The organism is Pseudomonas sp. JV241A (assembly GCF_900275665.1).
Lineage (GTDB): Bacteria > Pseudomonadota > Gammaproteobacteria > Pseudomonadales > Pseudomonadaceae > Aquipseudomonas > Aquipseudomonas wadenswilerensis.
In genome coordinates this window covers 1-16,898 of the sequence record NZ_OPYO01000035.1, presented here as the reverse complement: position 1 = coordinate 16,898, position 16,898 = coordinate 1, and the positions used below count along the sequence as shown (strand labels likewise).

Genomic DNA, 16,898 nt, shown 5'->3' with positions numbered 1-16,898 from the left:
GGCGACCTCTAGCGCCTCCCCCGACAAACAGCCTCGTTTCTCTTTTTGTCTGCAGCCGTCAGCGCGATTTCGCTCGGCTTGTGTCGCCCGTGGGAGGGCATCATGCGTTCCTGGATCTATCTGTTTATCGCCATCACCGCTGAGGTGATCGGTACCGCGTCGATGAAATTCGCCGCCAGTCATTTCCCGATTCTTGGTCACGGGTTGATGTACCTGATGATCGGCCTGTCGTACTTCTTCCTGGCACTGGCGGTAAAACGCGTGCCGGTGGGCGTGGCCTACGCCCTGTGGGAAGGCATCGGTATCGTCCTGATTACCCTGATCAGCGTCACCTGGCTGGGCGAGAGCCTGGGCCTGCTCAAGGCCGCCGGCCTGGGTGTGATGATCGCCGGTATCCTGCTGATCAAGTCGGGTACCCGCGCCGCACCTGCCCCGCGCAACATGGAGGCCCTGCCATGCTGAGCATGAACTGGATTCCCTTCGCCTGGCTGGGCCTGGCGATCGTGCTGGAAGTGATCGCCAACCTGCTGCTCAAGTATTCCGACGGTTTCAAAAAGCGCGGCCTGGGCATTGCCTCGATTCTCTGTGTGCTGGCCGCCTTTACCGCACTGGCTCAGGCTGTGCGAGATATCGAACTGTCGCTGGCTTATGCCATCTGGGGTGGCTTCGGCATCCTCGCCACCGTGGCCATGGGCTGGGCGTTGTTTGGTCAACGCCTGGTGGGCCGTGGCTGGTTGGGGCTGGCGCTGTTGCTGGTGGGCATGAGCCTGTTGAAACTGGCCTGATTCAGCCTGCTTAGCGCTATTCGCGCGAAGGCTTATGCACAAGCCGCATGCCAAGCAGGTGCGCATTGCATCGGACCAACGCCCGCCGTTGGTCTTTGCGCAAATGGCTGTTTTTGCTGGCGATTAATCGGTGAACAAAAAATGACCAGCCTGTGAAAGCGCTTGGATCCACGAATTTGCAGGGGTTCGACGCAAGGTTGCGCACAGACTTATCCACAGGCTGAGCACCTTTACTGACGTTCGGCCAACAGCATCAGGTTGCGTGGCGTGAGAGGCTGTTCACAAAACACCCCGAGCTGTACCTGATAGGACTGTTCCTGCAGGAACAGTGCGCGATCCAGCACCAGCCACAATTCCAGCGGGCGGCGGAACAGATTGCGCAGCAATTCCAGGTTGCGCACCTGGGCCAGGCGCTGCCAGCCGGCGGCTTCCAGCGCGGGCCAATCGGGCTCGGCACCTGCCTGCAACTCTTTGAGTTCAGCAAGGCCCCGGCAGTAGTCGGCGAACGGCTTGTGCAGCCAACTGACCGGTAGCGAAGGCGTTGGCAGGTACTCATCCACCCCACGCACCTGACGTTGCCACAGATCGAAACCCAGGCGCCTGGCCATGGATTGGTCACGCTGGCGGCGCACGCGCGCACCAGCGGTAACCGTTTCGCTGAGCGGCAAGCCAAGATCTTCGATCGACAACTGCAAGCCAGAAGCCTTGGCGGCTGTGGATAACGGCTGGTACTGCGGCGCCTGGATGCGGTTGTAGCAGCACGGTGCGATGGCCAGTTGGCGGCAGCCCTGCTGGCTGGCCAGTTGCATCAGGCGTACATGCAGGTCGCCACAGGCGTGCAGGGCGACTGCCGTGTGCTCGGCATTCAGTTGCAAGGCGGCGTCATTGGCCAGTACATCCTGCAGGCGGTGTTCGGCGGGCAGCTGATGATGCTGGCTGAGGGCGATACCGGCTTCGACCAGCGCCGGGTCGAATTCCAGGCAGGTCAGTTGCTGGCTGTGCGGCTGCAACAAGCGTCGGCCCAGATGGCCCTTACCTGCGCACCAGTCCAGCCAGTGTCGCGGGTTGTGGATAAAGCCCAGATGGCTGGCGAAGGCTTCGATCTGCTGCCATTTGCGCCCCGGCACATCGACATTCAGACGAGGGCCTGCCGCGGGCAGAGCAACGGTGGATAACTCACCGATGGCAGACAGCTCTGCCGCCCGGCGCGCCAGTTGTGGAAAAGGTGCGGGGGCGTCTAGCTGCTCGGGGTGATTGTGCGCCGCCTCAGCCTCGCTCAACGAACGCTCGCGCAACCAGTGGGCAAGGGCCGGGTGCTCGGCTTCCCACGGCAGTTCCAGCTGGGTGAAAGGCCGTGGCCGCCAGAGTGCCTGGTGCTCGCGTAGAAAACCATCCAGCGCCTGGAAGCGGCTGAGCAGTTGGTCACCGGAAAGAGGAAAGGCAGTGGTCATGAGCGGATACGAAAACGGGGCTGAGATCAGCCCCGTTATACAGGTTTATCGACCCTGGCAGGCGTCGACGCGCAGCCAGCGCTCCAGCTGCTTGAAGGCTTGCACCAGCAGGAAGGAAATCAGCAGGTAGAACAGGCCCGCAGCGAAGAAGATCTCTACCGGCAGGTAGGTGCGGGCGATGATGGTCCGCGCCATGCCGGTCAGCTCCAGCAGGGTGACGGTACTGGCCAGGGCGCTGGCCTTGAGCATCAGGATCACTTCGTTGCTGTAGGCCGGCAGGCCGATGCGCGCTGCGCGTGGCAGCATGATGTAGATCATCGCCTTGGCCCGGGACATGCCCAGGGCCCGCGCCGCTTCAATTTCGCCACGGGGGATGGCCTGCAGCGCGCCACGCAGGATTTCTGCGATGTAGGCGGCAGTGTGCAAGGTCATGGTCAGCACCGTGCACCAGAACGGATCGCGCAGATACGGCCACAAGGCGCTGTTACGCACGGCATCGAACTGGGCCAGCCCGTAGTACACCAGGAACAGCTGAACCAGCAGCGGTGTGCCACGGAAGAAGAAAATGTAACCGTACGGCAGGGCGCGCACGTACCAGTGCCGCGAGGAGCGGGCGATGCCCAGTGGAATGGCGAGGATCAGGCCGGCAATGACCGCGATGGCTACCAGCTCCAGCGTCAGCGTGGCACCTTGGGCCAAGCGTGGCAGCCACTTGATGATGACTTCCCAGTTCATTGATTGGCCCTCACGAAGCCGCGAGCGGCGCGTTTTTCCATGAAGTGCATGCCGGTCATGGCAAGGACGGTCAGGCCCAGGTAGATGATGGCGGCGACCATGTAGAAGGTGAAGGGCTGCTTGCTCACGGTCACGGCGATTTGCGAGTGACGCATGATTTCTTCCAGGCCGATCACCGAGACCAGCGCGGTATCTTTCATCAGGATCATGAACAGGTTGCCCAGCCCCGGCAGCGCGATCCGCCACATTTGCGGCAGGATCAGCTTGGAGAAGATCCGCCCTTTGGACAGGCCGAGGGCCAGGCCGGCTTCACGGTGACCCTTGGGAATGGCCAGGATCGCACCACGGAACACTTCCGTGGCATAGGCGCCGAAGCACAGGCCCAGGGCAATGACACCTGCAGCGAAGGCATTGAGCTCCAGGCCAGGAATATTCAGAAGTTCGCCAAGCCGGTTCATCAGGCTGACGGTGCCGAAGTAAATCAACAACACCCAGAGCAGTTCGGGCACGCCGCGAACCAGCGTGGAGTAGAAGCCACCCAGCCATTGCAGGGGTTTGTACGGCGAGGTCTTGGCCAGGGCACCAAGCAGTCCCAGTACCAGCCCCAGAAACAGGGCCGACAACGCGAGTTTGACGGTCATCAGCGTCCCGGCCAACAAGGCCGGACCGAATCCGTAGAGATCAATATTCATGGGCAGGTTTGTTCAAGGGACCGGCATCGCCTCCAGGGCAATGCCGGTCGGGGCGAATCAATAGATGCTGAACGGGAAGTATTTGTTGTTGATCTTCTCGTAGGTGCCGTCGGCAACAATTTCCTTCAGAGCGGCGTTCAGCTTGTTGCGCAGTTCATTGTCACCTTTGCGCACGGCGATACCGACCTTGTCGCTTTCGTTCACCGGCTCGCCTTTGAACTCGTAGTTTTTACCGGCGTCGGACTTGAGCCAGTCGTAGTTGGCGTATTTGTCAGCCAGCAGGGCATCGACGCGGCCAGAAGTCAGGTCCAGGTAGGCGTTTTCCTGGGTGTCGTACAGGCTGACTTTGAACTTGCCGTCCATGCCGCCGTGATCGTCCAGCCAGATGGCGGCCTGGGTTGCGCGCTGGGTGCCCAGTGTCTTGCCTGCGAGCGAAGCATCATCGGTCTTGAAGTCGACGTTCTTCGGGGCAATGAACTGCTGCTTGTTCGAGTAGTACGGGTCGGTGAAGTCCACGGCCTGCTTGCGCTCGTCGGTAATCGACAGGGACGAGACGATGAAGTCGGACTTCTTCGCGTTCAGGGCTGGAATGATACCGTCCCAGTCGGAGACCACGACTTCACACTCGACCTTCATCTTGGCGCACAGGGCGTCGCCGATGTCTTTGTCGAAGCCGACCACCTGGCCGCTGGCATCCTTGTTGTTGAACGGCGGGTAGGCCGCCTCGATGCCCATTTTCAGTTTCTCGGCAGCCATGGCATTGGCCGAGAACACCAGCGTGGCGGCAGCGGCCAGGAGGAATTTCTTATAGGTCTGCATGCGTGTTGCTCCGTTAGCGGTTGCTGGACATGAATTGTTTACAACGCGCCGAGGTCGGGTTTTCGAAAACCTGCTGCGGCGTTCCTTGCTCTTCGACCAGCCCCTGGTGCAGGAAGACGACTTCGCTGGACACCTGGCGGGCAAAGCCCATTTCGTGGGTAACCAGTAGCATGGTACGGCCTTCTTCGGCGAGGGCACGGATAACGTTGAGCACTTCCTGGACCATTTCCGGGTCCAGGGCCGAAGTCGGCTCATCGAACAGAATGACTTTGGGCTTCATTGCCAGGGTGCGGGCGATGGCCGCACGCTGTTGCTGACCACCGGACAGTTCGGCCGGGTAGCTGTGACGCTTGTTGTGGATACCGACCTTGTTCAGCAGCGCTTCGGCATGCTCGATGGCCTCGGCCTTGCTCTGGCCCAGCACCCGGCGCGGCGCCTCGATGATGTTGTCGAGGATGCTCATGTGCGGCCACAGGTTGAAATTCTGGAAGACGAAGCCGATCTCGCTGCGCAGGCGATTGATCTGCTTGTTGTCGGCGGCGACCAGTTCGCCGTTTTTTGCCGCCTTGAGCCTGAGCTCTTCGCCAGCCACCAGAATCTGGCCCTGGTGCGGGTTTTCCAGCAGGTTGATGCAGCGCAGCAGAGTGGACTTGCCGGAGCCGGAGGATCCCAGGATCGAGATCACGTCGCCATCACGCGCGGTCAGCGAAATTCCCTTGAGGATTTCCTGGTCGCCGTAGCGTTTGTGCAGGTTGCGGATTTCCAGCGCGGGCGTGGCCTCAGCCATGTGCGGTCCTCATGTGTTCTGGTGCGCTCCTGCTGTTAGCGGCCTTCCTGGCGAGGCGCCAAGCTAGCATAGCGGTCCGAAGACAGCCAATAACGTCGGGAGAGGCAATCGGTTGGTGGGAGGGCGGGTGTCGCATCGCTGCAGTGGACTGTCGCGCAGATGTCCGCCTACCCTCGTTTCCAGGGCCGGAGCCTTGATGAAAAAAGGCGCGATGGTGCCAGTTTTGGCCGTTTCTGGGAAGTCGTTTCTGACCTTGTGCACAGGTTCGGGCCTTTATTTACGGCTTTGGTTGTACCTCGGGGTTGTACCTTTGTGTTCGTAGGAAGTGCATGAGGTGTTACCGGTGACGGATTGTGGTGCACCTAGGGTATTTGTAAGTGGGTATTTCAGTAATTGGCCAATTCCGCCGGTTTTCCAGGGGCTTTCGGTCAAGTCTTGGCCGAAAGACCTGTAAGCCTTGTTAAACGGGGCTGTGAGAATTTTCGAACGAACGGTCATCAGCCTGGCGCGGTAATTGCGTTATCGATCGGCAACAGGATGTAGCACTCTTTTTGAAGAGTGCGACTCGAGTAGCAGGATCAGAACGCCATTTCTCGCAAAGGTAGTTTTATGAGCGGTACGCACAATTCCAACGACCTCGCTCAGGGGCTCAAACAGCGGCATGTGACCATGCTGTCGATTGCCGGTGTCATCGGCGCCGGCCTGTTCGTCGGCTCCGGCCAGGCCATCGCCGAAGCCGGCCCTGCGGTGTTGCTGGCCTATGCCGCGGCCGGAACCCTGGTGGTGCTGGTGATGCGCATGCTGGCCGAGATGGCCGTCGCCTCGCCGGATACCGGTTCGTTTTCGACGTACGCCGACAAAGCCATCGGCCACTGGGCCGGCTTTACCATCGGCTGGCTGTACTGGTGGTTCTGGGTGCTGGTGATTCCGCTTGAGGCCAACGCCGCGGCGACCATCCTGCATGCCTGGTTTCCCGATATCGGCATCTGGGTGTTTACCCTGGTGATCACCTTGCTGCTGACTGCGACCAACCTGTTCAGTGTGAAGAACTACGGTGAATTCGAGTTCTGGTTCGCGTTGCTCAAGGTGGTGGCGATCATCGGCTTCATCATCCTTGGTGTTGCCGCGATCTTCGGCCTGCTGCCCAACAGCCAGGTCAGCGGCGTCAGCCACCTGTTCGACACCCAGGGCTTCATGCCCAACGGCATGGGCGCGGTGCTGGCGGCAATGCTCACCACCATGTTCTCGTTCATGGGTACCGAGATCGTCACCATCGCTGCCGCCGAGTCGAAAGACCCGGGCAAGCAGATCACCAAGGCCACCAACTCGGTGATCTGGCGGATCTTCCTGTTCTACCTCGTGTCGATCTTCGTGGTCGTGGCCCTGGTGCCGTGGACCAACAGTGACCTGGCCGAAGTCGGCTCGTACCAGACCGTGCTCAACCTGATGGGCATCCCCAACGCCAAGTTGATCGTCGACATCGTCGTGCTGATCGCCGTGACCAGTTGCCTGAACTCGGCGCTGTACACCTCCTCGCGGATGCTCTTCTCCCTGAGCAAGCGTGGCGATGCGCCGGCCATGGCCCAGCGCACCACCTCCAGCGGGACCCCGTATGTGGCGGTGGTGCTGTCGACTGCGGCGGCGTTCCTCACCGTGATCGCCAACTACCTGGCGCCTGCCCAGGTGTTCGAGTTCCTGCTGGCCAGCTCCGGCGCCATCGCCTTGCTGGTGTACCTGGTGATTGCCGTGTCGCAACTGCGCATGCGCCGTCAGCGTATGCAGCGCGGTGAGAAGATCGCCTTCAAGATGTGGCTGTTCCCGGGGCTGACCTGGGCGACGATCGCTTTCATTGTCGGCATTCTGACGGTGATGCTGATCCGTCCGGATCATCGTATCGAGATCGTCGCGACCGGCTTGTTGTCGATTGCCGTGGTCGCCGCCGGGCTGCTGGTGGCGCGCAAGCGCAAGACCGAGGCGGCCGGGCGGGCGGTGCTGAACAACTGATGTGATGCGGGTGCAATGACAAAGGCCGCGATCTGTGAGGATCGCGGCCTTTTTTGTTCAAGCAGGAAGTGGTGTGGTGTTCTGGTTGGCCCCATCGCTGGCAAGCCAGCTCCCACAGGGACTGTGGTGGGAGCCGGTCTTGCCGGCGATGGGCTGCAGCGCAGCCCCATCCGGCTATCGCCATTGAGGGGATCAGGAGCCAGGCAAGCTGTCAGCCGAACTTCTTCTGCTGTTTGGACACCGCTTCGGAAGCTGCAATGTAGGCTTCCTGGAACTCGTCGCTCTCGAGCCAGGCCATGGAAGTGGCCTCGTCGGCGCCGTCCAGCCATTTGCGGTAGGCACTGAAGACCATGACGATGTAGTCGGTGGCATGTTCTTCCTTGTGGCCCTTGAGCACCAGGGTCAGCAGCGGGTCGACCAGGAACACCGAGATCAGCGCGACCAGGCCGGTGTCCTGGGCTTGCTTCATTTTTTCGAACAGGGCGGTATAGCTGCCCGATTCCATCGCCTTGTTGAATACCTGCTCGACGCTGGCGCTGGAGCTTTCGCCCGAGCTCTTGACCGCCTGGCCGCTACGCACCATGCGGTTCTCGCGAGCCTTGCTGGCGGCGCGCTTGGCGCGTTTCTGTTGTTTGCTGCTGGAGGCCATCGGTGAACCCTTGTGCTGAGCCGGATAAATTCTGCGTATTGAATCGCAGTTGGCCGGGAAACCCAAGTGCCGCCGACGGCCTGGAGCACGCTCAGGCCGGTTGGGTCAGCTCGCCGCGGTCTTCCTCTTCCAGCACACGCGCGGCGCGGTCTACCAGTAGCGGGTCAGGCTGGTGGGCGACGCTCAGGTCCTTGCCGGGGTAGTCCAGCGAGTGCAGGAAGTGGCGGATGCAGTTGATCCGCGCGCGCTTCTTGTCGTCGGACTTGATTACCGTCCACGGGGCATCGGCGGTGTCGGTGTGGAAGAACATCGCCTCCTTGGCGGCGGTGTATTCGTCCCACTTGTCCAGCGACTTGATGTCGATCGGCGACAGCTTCCAGTGCTTGAGCGGGTCGTCGCGACGGGAGATGAAACGGCGCAACTGCTCTTCGCGGTTCACCGAGAACCAGTACTTGAACAACAGGATGCCGCTGTTGCACAACATGCGCTCGAGCTCCGGCGCCTGGCGCATGAACTCCAGGTATTGCAGCGGCGAGCAGAAGTCCATGACCCGCTCGACCCCGGCGCGGTTGTACCAGGAGCGGTCGAAGAAGACCATTTCACCGGCCGTGGGCAGGTGCTGGACATAGCGCTGGAAGTACCACTGGCCTTTCTCCTGCTCGGAAGGCTTCTCCAGGGCGACGATTCGCGCGCCGCGCGGGTTCAGGTGCTCCATGAAGCGCTTGATGGTGCCGCCCTTGCCGGCGGCGTCACGGCCCTCGAACAGCACGACGATGCGCTGGCCGGTTTCCTTGACCCAGCTTTGCACCTTGAGCAACTCGATCTGCAGTTCATGCTTGGCCTTTTCGTACTCGGCGCGGCGCATGCGGTTGCGGTACGGATAGCTGGCCGGCAGCTTGGCCGAGGCGCTGTCTTCGTTGGAGCCACGTGGCGCCGAGGCGACTTTCAAAGCGGCTGGTTGTTGGCTGATGGCGCTGATTTCGGCTTCGGCAGCGGCGCTTGCTGCAGGCTTGCGTGGGGTACGTGGACGGCGTGGGCGGGTGCTGGCAACTTTGCGTGCCGGGCTTGGGCTGGTGCTCGCAGATGTTTCAGTGGTAGGTGAGGGCAGGGGCAGGGCAGTGGATTCTTCGCTCATGGGGAGGCCTGTTGGTTCCTTCTAATATCCTCAGAGCATTTTATCGGGGCAGGCCAGGGGCATATTGACGGTGGTCAACAGCCCTTGGCATAGCGCCATCAGTACCAGTATTTCGGATAGCTGTTGGCCTGGCGCGCATTGTTCAGGCACCAGGCCACGGCGACGATCACCAGCGAGCCTGCAAGCACCGGGGTCACCACGAAGCTCAGTGGTGCATGGCTGGCGATCACTACCAGCGGGTTGGCCCCGGCTGGCGCGTGCAGGGTGCGGGTCTGCTGCATGGCGGCCAGCGCCAGGCCGACGGCCAGGGCTGCGCTCCACCAGCTGTCGCCGAGGGTATGCAGCACTGCCAGGCCCACCAGGGTGGCAATCACGTGCCCGCCGATGATGTTGCGCGGCTGCGCCAGCGGCGAGTCGGGCATGCCGAAGGCCAGCACGCAGCTGGCGCCAAACGGCGCCATCAACCACAAGGCACCGGACACCTGGCTGAGCCAGCCGGTGGCGCCGATCGCCAGGGCCGCGCCAATCAGTGACAACAGGCTGAAGTGCAGGGAGGGGGCGGCGGGCGCCTTGGATTTGAACGGCATGGGCACAGTCTCCAGGTGGGCAATTTGCGCCGAGGATACCGATCGGTTTACCTGCAAGTCAACCGATCGGTATACACTGCTCGTAATTGTCCTGATCGAAGGTGTGGCATGAGTACGTCCGAGAAAATCGCCGAGTCGGCGCTGCAACTGTTCTACCGCCAGGGTTACCACGGCACCGGGGTCGAGCAGTTGAGCCAGGAGGCCGGGGTAACCAAGAAGACCCTGTACCGGCATTTCCCCAGCAAGGAGCTGTTGATCGAGGCAGCACTGGAGCGGCGCGATCACGATTTCATGGCGCGCCTGGAAAGCGCTCTGGCGGCCGTTGAGGCAAAAGCGCGGCCGTTGGCCTATATCGACTTTATTGAGGCCTGGGCGCGCTCTGAAGACTTCCACGGTTGTGCCTTCATCAACGCGTCAGCCGAATACACCGGGTCGGCCGAACCGCCCCATGTGCTGGCCAGGTTGCACAAGCACAAGGTCATGGCCGCACTTGAACAGGCCTGCCGGGAGGCTGGGTGCAAGCAGCCGGCTGCGGCGGGGCAGCTGTTTCTGATCGGCGAGGGGTTGATCGTGGCGTCGCAGGTCGGCGGGATGCAGGTGCCGCTGTTCGAGGCGGCGCGGTCGATGGTGGCTGCGCTGGCCTAGCGCAGCATCCCGCAGATCTGATTGCCTTCGTAACCATGGATGATCGGCGCGAGGATCATCATCGGGCCGCAGGCGTACATGGGCGAGCTGATGGTCTGCCTGGCGTTGAACAGCACGACCTGGTCGCCATCGATGTCCGGGCCGTAGGCCACTTCGCTGTAGGTCCTGCACACCGGCAGTAGCAAAGGCACCGGCACGACCACTGCCCAGAGGGTGACGCCGCACCATTCGCGGGTGACGTCGGATTTCTCCGATTTGCTAACCTTGGGGGTGATGTTCTTCAGGCGCAGGATGCGATGGGCCGAGGTGGGATAGGTCTGTTTTTCCGGCAGCACGACGGTGGCGCCGACACAGCCGGTCAGGCTCAGAAGTATGGCGACGACAACGGCAATCGATTTCATCCCTGGCTCCGATGTGCTCGCGGCATTTCCGTGCGCGAGAAAGCCTGCGTTCGCTGATAAATCGCAGGCATGAAAAAAGCCCCAAGGAATCACTTCGCTTGGGGCTTTTCGGTATTAGTGGTGCCCAGAGACGGAATCGAACCGCCGACACGGGGATTTTCAATCCCCTGCTCTACCGACTGAGCTATCTGGGCAACGGGGCGCATTAAAAGGGTTTTTCGGATTTACGTCAACGACTTTTTGAAAATTTTTTAAATTAATTCCGTCGCTTACGATTTTCCGGGGTTATTCGCTAGGTGGAACGTAGCCTTCGGCCTTCTCGTAATCCTGACCGGAGAAGAACTTGTCCATCTCGCCCTGGAGGAATTTGCGGTCCTCGGCGTTCATCATGTTCAGGCGCTTCTCGTTGATCAGCATGGTCTGTTCTTTCTGCCAGTCGGCCCAAGCTTGCTGCGAGATGTTCTCGAAGATGTCCTGGCCCTTGGCGCCCGGGTAGGGGGCACGATCCAGGCCAGGCATTTCTTTATGGTACTTGCGGCACATTACGGTGCGGGTCATCGCGACTCTCCTGTAAGCAATACGTCGGCCGCGCGTTTAAGCAGTTTTTTCACCGGGGCGGCAAGGCCCAGGCGCGGCGGGGTGGCGAGGTTATACCAGAGCCAGTCGGCCTCGGCCACGTGGTCGGTGGCGGTATCGACGCGCACCAGCCAGGGTTCGATGGTCAGCTGGAAATGGCTGAAGGTGTGGGTCAGGCCGTCCAGCGCCTGGCTGCCGGCCAGGCTCAGGCCGTGCTGGTCGGCCAGGTCGTCGATCTGTTCGAGGTTGTCCAGCTCCGGCAGGCTCCACAGCCCGCCCCAGAGGCCGCTGGAAGGCCGCCGGTAAAGCAGGATGGCGCCTTCGTGGTTGGCCAGCAGCGGCATCAGCGTGCGCTTTTGCGGCAGCTCCTTGCGCGGCTTGGGCACCGGGTAGCGGATTTCCTGGCCGAGCAGGTGCGCCTCGCAACCGACCTTGAGCGGGCACAGCAGGCAACTGGGCTTGCTGCGGGTGCACAGGGTGGCGCCCAGGTCCATCATCGCCTGGGTGTAGTGATTTACCCGGCTGTGCGGGGTATAGCGCTCGGCGTTGGCCCACAGCATCTTGGCCACTTTCGGCTCGCCGGGGTAACCCTCTTGCGCGGTATAGCGGGCCAGCACGCGCTTGACGTTGCCGTCGAGGATCGGTGCGCGCAGGCCCATGCTGATGCTGGCAATGGCGCCGGCGGTGGACAGGCCGATGCCCGGCAGGTCGGTGAGCTTCTCGACATCGCGGGGGAACTCGCCACCGTATTGCTCGACGACGATCTTCGCGGTCTTTTGCAGGTTGCGCGCCCGGGTGTAGTAACCCAGGCCCGTCCACAGGTGCAGCACTTCGTCCTCGGGGGCTTCGGCCAGGGCCTGGACCGTCGGCAGCGCTTGCATGAAACGGTCGAAGTAGTTGAGCACGGTGCTCACCTGGGTCTGCTGCAGCATGATCTCCGAAACCCACACCCGATACGGGGTGATGCCCTGTTGCCAGGGCAGGTCGTGGCGACCGTTACGGTCGTACCACTCCAGCACGGCGCTGGAAAACTGCTCGGGGCTCATCGCTTGAACAACCCCTTGAGTGCGTCCTTGAGCTCCGGGCTGACCTTGTCACCGAGTTTCTCGTCGATCTTCTCGCTGAGTTTTTCGCTGACCTTGTCGCCGGCAAGCTTGGCCGCGACCTTGCCCAGGCCGTCTTTATCCAGGCGGCAGGCCTTGGCACCCAGCTCCAGCGGGCCGCGGCAGCGCAGCGGCAGTTCGAGGCCGACATAGCGCTCGCCCACCTGGCAGGCCGGGTCGGGCATATCGCGCTTGTCGCCTTCGACGATCACGCCAATGCGGTAGTCCATGCCCAGCACGCGCAGGTCGAGATCGCCCTGGCCATTGACGGTCAGGCCGGGAATCCGCGCCTTGAGGTCAGGGTTGCTGGCTACGCCGTTACGCATTACCAGGCTGCCCTTGAGCTCCTGGAACGGGGTGTCCTTGCCGCGTGGTTCGCCGCTCAGCGTCTTGCGGTTGAGGGTGGCGATGGCCTGGCACAGCTGCTGCTCGAGGTTGGCGTTGACCAGGATGCCGTCGTTGATGACGAAGCTGGCGTTGCCGTTGAGGGTGTCGACCAGGGCCTTCTGGCTGTTGCCGGTGGCGGTCAGGTCGCTGTTCAGGGTCAGCAGGCCCTTGACCGGTGCAGTGCCGGTTTCGCTCTTGATGAAGTGCTCGACCGGTACCCGGTTGATGCGGGTGTTGAGGCCGATCTGCGGCACTGCCGGACGCACGTCGAGGGTGCCCTTGCTTTCGAAGTCGCCGTTGTACAGGCCACCGCGCAGGGTTTCCAGAGTGATCAGGCCACCCTGGCCCTGGGCCTTGAGGTGGGCGTTTGCGATCGGCAGCTTGTCCAGGGTCAGCTGAGCAAAAGTCAGATCGGCTTGCAGGTCGACTTTGCGCAGGCGATCAACCGGCAGCAGTTTGTCGTTGCTCCAGGCCACCTGGGTTGGCGCGTCGGGCAGCGGCGTGGTGCCGGCACCGGCCAGGGCGCCAGCTTCTTTGCTCTGCACTTCGGCCTGGCGCGCGGCCTTGGCGCCTTTGGCCGCATCGCTTTTGGCCAGCAGGTAGCGGTCGGCGTCGAACTTGTCGGCCTTGAGCTGCACGCGCAGGGCTTGCTTGGCGAAGTCTTCGACGGCCAGGCGACCGCTGAAGGTGCTGTCGTCGAGTTTAATCGCCAGGTCTTCCAGGGCCAGGCTGTTCGGTGTGCCTTGCAAACGGGTGACCAGCTCGACCTTGCTCAGGGTGCTGGGGTCGGCCGAAACCGGCAGCGGGTGGCCGATGCTGTCGAGGAAGTTGCGCAGGTCGAACTGGGCAATCGACAGGCCGCCGCTCAGCTGTGGCGTTTTGTCGAGGTCGCGCAGGTTCAGCTCGCCAAGGGCGCGCAACTGGTTGGCCGAGAGCTTGAGGCCGTTCCATTCGGCGACGTTGGCTGCCAGATCAACCAGCAACTGGCCCTGGGCGGCGAAGGTCATGGTCTTGCCTTGCAGCGGTTCGCCCGAGGCTTCGCCGCTGAGCTTCATGTCTTCGAACTGGTAGCGCTTGAGCCGCCGATCGAAGCGCAGTTCGCCGTTAAGCTCGGTGCGCGCCTTGATCACCGGCTGGCCGGAGCTGAGGAAGGCGGTCATCTTCAGCGGGATGTTCACCCCTTCATGCACCGCGCCGGTGCTCAGCTGGATGCTTTCGGCGCCGAAGCTCTGGCCGCTGCGGGCATCGTTGTACTGCACGCGGGCGTTATTGACGGTCAGGCTGTCGATGTCGAGCTTGATCGGGCGCTCGCTGGCGCTGTCGGTGCTGGCTTGTGCGGCGGCGTCGGCAGGCGTGGTGCCGGCGCCTTCGGCCGGGGCCGGGGTAGCGGCAGGCAGGGGCTTGCCGATGTCTTCCCAGTTGCCGTGGCCTTTTTCGTCGCGGCTCAGGGTCAGGTTCAGGCCCTCGACGCGCACGTCGCTCATCTGCACTTCACGGCGCAGCAAGGGCAGCACGCGTACCGACAGGCCGAGCATCTGCAGGTCGGCAAACGGCACTTTCGGGTTGTTCAGGGTGGCGATGCTGGCTTCATGCAGCTCAAGGCCCAGCCACGGGAACAGGCTCCAGCCGATGTCGCCATTGAGCGTCAGCTCGACGTGGGCCTTGTCGCGTGCCAGCTGGCGAATCTCGTCTTTGTAGTCGTTGGGATCGAAGAGGTGGGTCAGGGCGAAGCCCAGAGCCACAATGATCAGCAACAACCCGAGAAGCACCAGCCCCAGGATTTTGCCGAACGCTTTCATGGGCGAGTCCTTGTAGTCCGATTTCTAAATTCAGCCGCAGAGTATAGCGCTGCGGTTATCACCGCTGGGTGATATGGGGCGAAGGTTTAGTCCTGCAAAGGTGTCGGATTCGACAGCAGAGGGCCTGACAGTTCCTTGCCGGGGAGATCAGTTGTTGAACAAACGACGGTATCAGTTTGCGCTCAGTGGCCACGGCAAATGCTACTCTCTCGCCGCTCTCAGGCCCTGCTGCGGCTATTTGTCGCGCAAAAGGGCCGTTCGCCAATAAAAACGACCAGTTGCCAGAGGGCCAAGGTCGAGGGTGGTGAGCGCTTCATACCTACGAGGGGAACACAACAATGAGCAGCAGCATCACGGCCGGCGCCATAGCGAGCGCGCCCGGTTTCCTGTCCAAGGAGCGGATCATCGCCCGTCCGGGCTTCAACCGGTGGCTGGTGCCGCCAGCGGCCCTGGCCATTCACCTGTGCATCGGCATGGCCTACGGTTTTTCGGTGTTCTGGTTGCCGCTGTCGCAGGCCATCGGTATCAGTGCGCCGGTTGTCTGCTCGGAAGAAACCAACTTCCTGATGCGCATGTTTACCACCGGGTGTGACTGGCCGATCTCGATGCTCAGCTGGATCTACACGTTGTTCTTCGTCTTCCTCGGCTGTTCGGCGGCCATCTGGGGCGGCTGGCTGGAACACGCCGGGCCGCGCAAGGCCGGGGTGGTATCGACCCTGTGCTGGTGCGGCGGCCTGTTGATTTCCGCTCTCGGCGTCTATACCCACCAGCTGTGGCTGATGTGGCTGGGCTCCGGGGTGATTGGCGGTATCGGCCTGGGGCTTGGTTACATTTCGCCGGTCTCGACCCTGATCAAGTGGTTCCCGGACAAACGCGGCATGGCTACCGGCATGGCGATCATGGGCTTTGGCGGCGGCGCCATGGTCGGTGCGCCGCTGGCGGCAGCCTTGATGAACCACTTTGCCACTCCCGGCGACGTCGGCGTCTGGCAGAGCTTCGTGGTGATGGCGCTGATCTACTTCGTGTTCATGCTCGGCGGCGCCCTGGCCTATCGCGTGCCGCCCACCGGCTGGAAACCTGGAGGCTGGTCCGCACCGCTGAAAAAAGCCAACAACGCGATGATCACTCATCGTCATGTGCACGTCAGTGTGGCATGGAAAACTCCGCAGTTTGTGCTGATCTGGCTGGTTTTGTGCCTGAACGTGTCGGCGGGTATCGGCATTCTCGGCATGGCCTCGCCGCTGTTGCAGGAAGTCTTTGCCGGCAAGTTGCTGGGCAATGACCTGGGCTTCAGTCAGCTCAACACTGCGCAACTGGGCCAGATCGCGGCGATTGCAGCAGGTTTTACCGGCTTGCTCAGCCTGTTCAACATTGGCGGGCGCTTCTTCTGGGCGTCGTTCTCCGACTATATCGGGCGCAAGAACACCTATTTCGCCTTCTTCGCCCTGGGCGTGGCCCTGTATGCGCTGGTGCCGAACATGGGCCATCTGGGCAACATCGCCCTGTTCGTGGCGGCGTTCTGCATCATCCTGTCGATGTATGGCGGTGGCTTTGCGACGGTGCCGGCGTACCTGGCCGACCTGTTCGGCACGCAGATGGTCGGCGCCATTCACGGTCGCCTGCTGACCGCCTGGGCCGCAGCCGGGGTGCTGGGGCCGGTGCTGATCACCTACCTGCGCGAGTACCAGCTGGAACTGGGCGTGCCGCGGGCGGCGGCCTATGACATCACCCTGTACATCCTCGCCGGGTTGCTGGTGCTGGGCTTTGTCTGCAATGCGCTGGTACGGCCGGTGGCCGACAAGTACTTCATGACCGATGCCGAGCTTGCTGCCGAGCGGGCCCTGAGCCATGACCAGGGCAGCGCCAGCGAGCGCGCGCTGGAGTGGCAGGCTGATCCGGCCAGCAGGCCGCTGGTGCTGGCGGCCTGGCTGGTGGTTGTGGTGCCGCTGGCCTGGGGGATCTGGGTGACGCTGCAGAAGACGGCGGTGTTGTTCAATTAGGCCTGCTGCGCAGGCCATCGCCGGCAAGGCCGGCTCCCACAAGATCTTCATGCACTGACCCTTGTGGGAGCAACTGTCTGTGGGAGCAACTGTCTTGATCAGGCTGTTTGCTCTCGCCAAGGGGTATTGTCCCGCAGCATTGCATTCAGCCTGACAATCAGCACCCGCATGCAAGCTACGAGTGCCACCTTGGCGCACTTGCCACGTGCCCGAAGTGCTTCGTAGCGTGCTTTAAATTCTGTGTTGTGACGGATGATGATCCAGCTCGACATGTACAGCACTCGCCTTACATGGGCCCGACCACCCCATATCTGGCGGTGCCCTCGATGGCTACCACTATCGT

Annotated in this window: 18 protein-coding genes and 1 tRNA gene; 5 read left to right on the top strand and 14 right to left on the bottom strand. The window is 62.1% G+C overall.

Translation table 11 applies throughout. The annotated features are described in order from the left end of the window. Positions 1–102 precede the first annotated feature (102 nt). Together JV241A_RS23800 and mdtI are read left to right on the top strand one after the other, a co-directional pair. Positions 103–462 (top strand): multidrug/spermidine efflux SMR transporter subunit MdtJ, encoded by a 360-nt coding sequence (locus JV241A_RS23800; RefSeq protein WP_038998273.1) that lies wholly within the window; start codon positions 103–105, stop codon positions 460–462. Beyond that, positions 456–785: a multidrug/spermidine efflux SMR transporter subunit MdtI gene (gene mdtI, locus JV241A_RS23795; protein ID WP_038998274.1), complete on the top strand. Its 330-nt coding sequence runs from the start codon at positions 456–458 to the stop codon at positions 783–785. The genes JV241A_RS23800 and mdtI overlap by 7 nt, the downstream gene beginning before the upstream one ends. A gap of 230 nt (positions 786–1,015) precedes the next feature. Here mdtI and JV241A_RS23790 read toward each other — a convergent pair whose 3' ends face one another. Genes JV241A_RS23790 through JV241A_RS23770 form a run of 5 tightly spaced genes read right to left on the bottom strand, consistent with a single transcriptional unit; the run spans position 1,016 to position 5,269 of the window. Next, the gene (locus JV241A_RS23790) at positions 1,016–2,236 is read right to left on the bottom strand and encodes a methyltransferase (RefSeq protein WP_134064765.1); all 1,221 of its coding nucleotides are present in this window, start codon (positions 2,234–2,236) and stop codon (positions 1,016–1,018) included. 45 nt (positions 2,237–2,281) lie between these two features. Next, positions 2,282–2,971, bottom strand: coding sequence for an ABC transporter permease (locus tag JV241A_RS23785; RefSeq protein WP_115084905.1), 690 nt, complete (start codon positions 2,969–2,971; stop codon positions 2,282–2,284). Beyond that, a complete protein-coding gene (locus JV241A_RS23780) occupies positions 2,968–3,663 on the bottom strand; it encodes an ABC transporter permease (protein ID WP_038998279.1) in 696 nt (231 codons plus the stop codon). The genes JV241A_RS23785 and JV241A_RS23780 overlap by 4 nt, the downstream gene beginning before the upstream one ends. Positions 3,664–3,720: 57 nt before the next feature. Further along, complete coding sequence (locus JV241A_RS23775; protein WP_038998280.1) at positions 3,721–4,482, bottom strand: ABC transporter substrate-binding protein; 762 nt, start codon at positions 4,480–4,482, stop codon at positions 3,721–3,723. Positions 4,483–4,495: 13 nt separating this feature from the next. Further along, complete coding sequence (locus JV241A_RS23770; protein ID WP_038998282.1) at positions 4,496–5,269, bottom strand: ABC transporter ATP-binding protein; 774 nt, start codon at positions 5,267–5,269, stop codon at positions 4,496–4,498. 609 nt (positions 5,270–5,878) lie between these two features. On the opposite strand from JV241A_RS23770, the gene gabP reads away from it, so the two are divergent. Beyond that, positions 5,879–7,273 carry a GABA permease gene (gabP, locus tag JV241A_RS23765; RefSeq protein WP_134064763.1) on the top strand — a complete coding sequence of 465 codons (1,395 nt, stop codon included), beginning with the start codon at positions 5,879–5,881 and terminating at the stop codon, positions 7,271–7,273. A gap of 211 nt (positions 7,274–7,484) precedes the next feature. Here gabP and JV241A_RS23760 read toward each other — a convergent pair whose 3' ends face one another. From JV241A_RS23760 to JV241A_RS23750, 3 genes are all read right to left on the bottom strand, one after another. Then, positions 7,485–7,922, bottom strand: a complete 438-nt coding sequence (locus JV241A_RS23760) for a hypothetical protein (RefSeq protein ID WP_038998284.1) — start codon at positions 7,920–7,922, stop codon at positions 7,485–7,487. A gap of 91 nt (positions 7,923–8,013) precedes the next feature. Next, positions 8,014–9,057, bottom strand: coding sequence for a polyphosphate kinase 2 (gene ppk2, locus JV241A_RS23755; protein WP_134064761.1), 1,044 nt, complete (start codon positions 9,055–9,057; stop codon positions 8,014–8,016). A gap of 98 nt (positions 9,058–9,155) precedes the next feature. After that, positions 9,156–9,644 (bottom strand): HPP family protein, encoded by a 489-nt coding sequence (locus tag JV241A_RS23750; RefSeq protein ID WP_038998287.1) that lies wholly within the window; start codon positions 9,642–9,644, stop codon positions 9,156–9,158. Positions 9,645–9,752: 108 nt separating this feature from the next. Between JV241A_RS23750 and JV241A_RS23745 the strand changes: the two genes are divergently transcribed. Further along, positions 9,753–10,289: a TetR/AcrR family transcriptional regulator gene (locus JV241A_RS23745; RefSeq protein ID WP_134064759.1), complete on the top strand. Its 537-nt coding sequence runs from the start codon at positions 9,753–9,755 to the stop codon at positions 10,287–10,289. On the opposite strand, the gene JV241A_RS23740 is transcribed toward JV241A_RS23745, so the two are convergent. The 5 genes from JV241A_RS23740 to JV241A_RS23720 form a co-directional block, all read right to left on the bottom strand. Then, positions 10,286–10,690, bottom strand: coding sequence for a hypothetical protein (locus JV241A_RS23740; protein ID WP_134064757.1), 405 nt, complete (start codon positions 10,688–10,690; stop codon positions 10,286–10,288). The genes JV241A_RS23745 and JV241A_RS23740 overlap by 4 nt on opposite strands. 118 nt (positions 10,691–10,808) lie before the next feature. Beyond that, positions 10,809–10,884, bottom strand: a tRNA-Phe gene (locus JV241A_RS23735). A gap of 91 nt (positions 10,885–10,975) precedes the next feature. Then, positions 10,976–11,248, bottom strand: a complete 273-nt coding sequence (locus tag JV241A_RS23730) for an oxidative damage protection protein (protein WP_115084908.1) — start codon at positions 11,246–11,248, stop codon at positions 10,976–10,978. After that, positions 11,245–12,312, bottom strand: a complete 1,068-nt coding sequence (gene mutY, locus JV241A_RS23725) for an A/G-specific adenine glycosylase (protein WP_115084909.1) — start codon at positions 12,310–12,312, stop codon at positions 11,245–11,247. The genes JV241A_RS23730 and mutY overlap by 4 nt, the downstream gene beginning before the upstream one ends. Further along, positions 12,309–14,555, bottom strand: coding sequence for an AsmA family protein (locus JV241A_RS23720; RefSeq protein WP_134064755.1), 2,247 nt, complete (start codon positions 14,553–14,555; stop codon positions 12,309–12,311). Before JV241A_RS23720 ends, mutY begins: the two co-directional genes overlap by 4 nt. Before the next feature lie 338 nt (positions 14,556–14,893). Between JV241A_RS23720 and JV241A_RS23715 the strand changes: the two genes are divergently transcribed. After that, positions 14,894–16,555 carry an OFA family MFS transporter gene (locus JV241A_RS23715; protein WP_115084911.1) on the top strand — a complete coding sequence of 554 codons (1,662 nt, stop codon included), beginning with the start codon at positions 14,894–14,896 and terminating at the stop codon, positions 16,553–16,555. Positions 16,556–16,653: 98 nt separating this feature from the next. Here JV241A_RS23715 and JV241A_RS23710 read toward each other — a convergent pair. Then, a partial coding sequence (locus JV241A_RS23710; RefSeq protein ID WP_166675746.1) for a transposase occupies positions 16,654–16,898 on the bottom strand: 245 nt, incomplete at its 5' end.

Coding starts and splice junctions, on each gene's coding strand:
- JV241A_RS23800 (WP_038998273.1), top strand. CDS start 103: ATGCGTTCCTGGATCTATCTGTTTATCGCCATCACCGCTGAGGTGATC.
- JV241A_RS23720 (WP_134064755.1), bottom strand. CDS start 14,555: ATGAAAGCGTTCGGCAAAATCCTGGGGCTGGTGCTTCTCGGGTTGTTG.
- JV241A_RS23780 (WP_038998279.1), bottom strand. CDS start 3,663: ATGAATATTGATCTCTACGGATTCGGTCCGGCCTTGTTGGCCGGGACG.
- JV241A_RS23785 (WP_115084905.1), bottom strand. CDS start 2,971: ATGAACTGGGAAGTCATCATCAAGTGGCTGCCACGCTTGGCCCAAGGT.
- mutY (WP_115084909.1), bottom strand. CDS start 12,312: ATGAGCCCCGAGCAGTTTTCCAGCGCCGTGCTGGAGTGGTACGACCGT.
- ppk2 (WP_134064761.1), bottom strand. CDS start 9,057: ATGAGCGAAGAATCCACTGCCCTGCCCCTGCCCTCACCTACCACTGAA.
- JV241A_RS23750 (WP_038998287.1), bottom strand. CDS start 9,644: ATGCCGTTCAAATCCAAGGCGCCCGCCGCCCCCTCCCTGCACTTCAGC.
- JV241A_RS23790 (WP_134064765.1), bottom strand. CDS start 2,236: ATGACCACTGCCTTTCCTCTTTCCGGTGACCAACTGCTCAGCCGCTTC.
- JV241A_RS23740 (WP_134064757.1), bottom strand. CDS start 10,690: ATGAAATCGATTGCCGTTGTCGTCGCCATACTTCTGAGCCTGACCGGC.
- JV241A_RS23775 (WP_038998280.1), bottom strand. CDS start 4,482: ATGCAGACCTATAAGAAATTCCTCCTGGCCGCTGCCGCCACGCTGGTG.
- mdtI (WP_038998274.1), top strand. CDS start 456: ATGCTGAGCATGAACTGGATTCCCTTCGCCTGGCTGGGCCTGGCGATC.
- JV241A_RS23760 (WP_038998284.1), bottom strand. CDS start 7,922: ATGGCCTCCAGCAGCAAACAACAGAAACGCGCCAAGCGCGCCGCCAGC.
- JV241A_RS23730 (WP_115084908.1), bottom strand. CDS start 11,248: ATGACCCGCACCGTAATGTGCCGCAAGTACCATAAAGAAATGCCTGGC.
- JV241A_RS23715 (WP_115084911.1), top strand. CDS start 14,894: ATGAGCAGCAGCATCACGGCCGGCGCCATAGCGAGCGCGCCCGGTTTC.
- JV241A_RS23745 (WP_134064759.1), top strand. CDS start 9,753: ATGAGTACGTCCGAGAAAATCGCCGAGTCGGCGCTGCAACTGTTCTAC.
- JV241A_RS23770 (WP_038998282.1), bottom strand. CDS start 5,269: ATGGCTGAGGCCACGCCCGCGCTGGAAATCCGCAACCTGCACAAACGC.
- gabP (WP_134064763.1), top strand. CDS start 5,879: ATGAGCGGTACGCACAATTCCAACGACCTCGCTCAGGGGCTCAAACAG.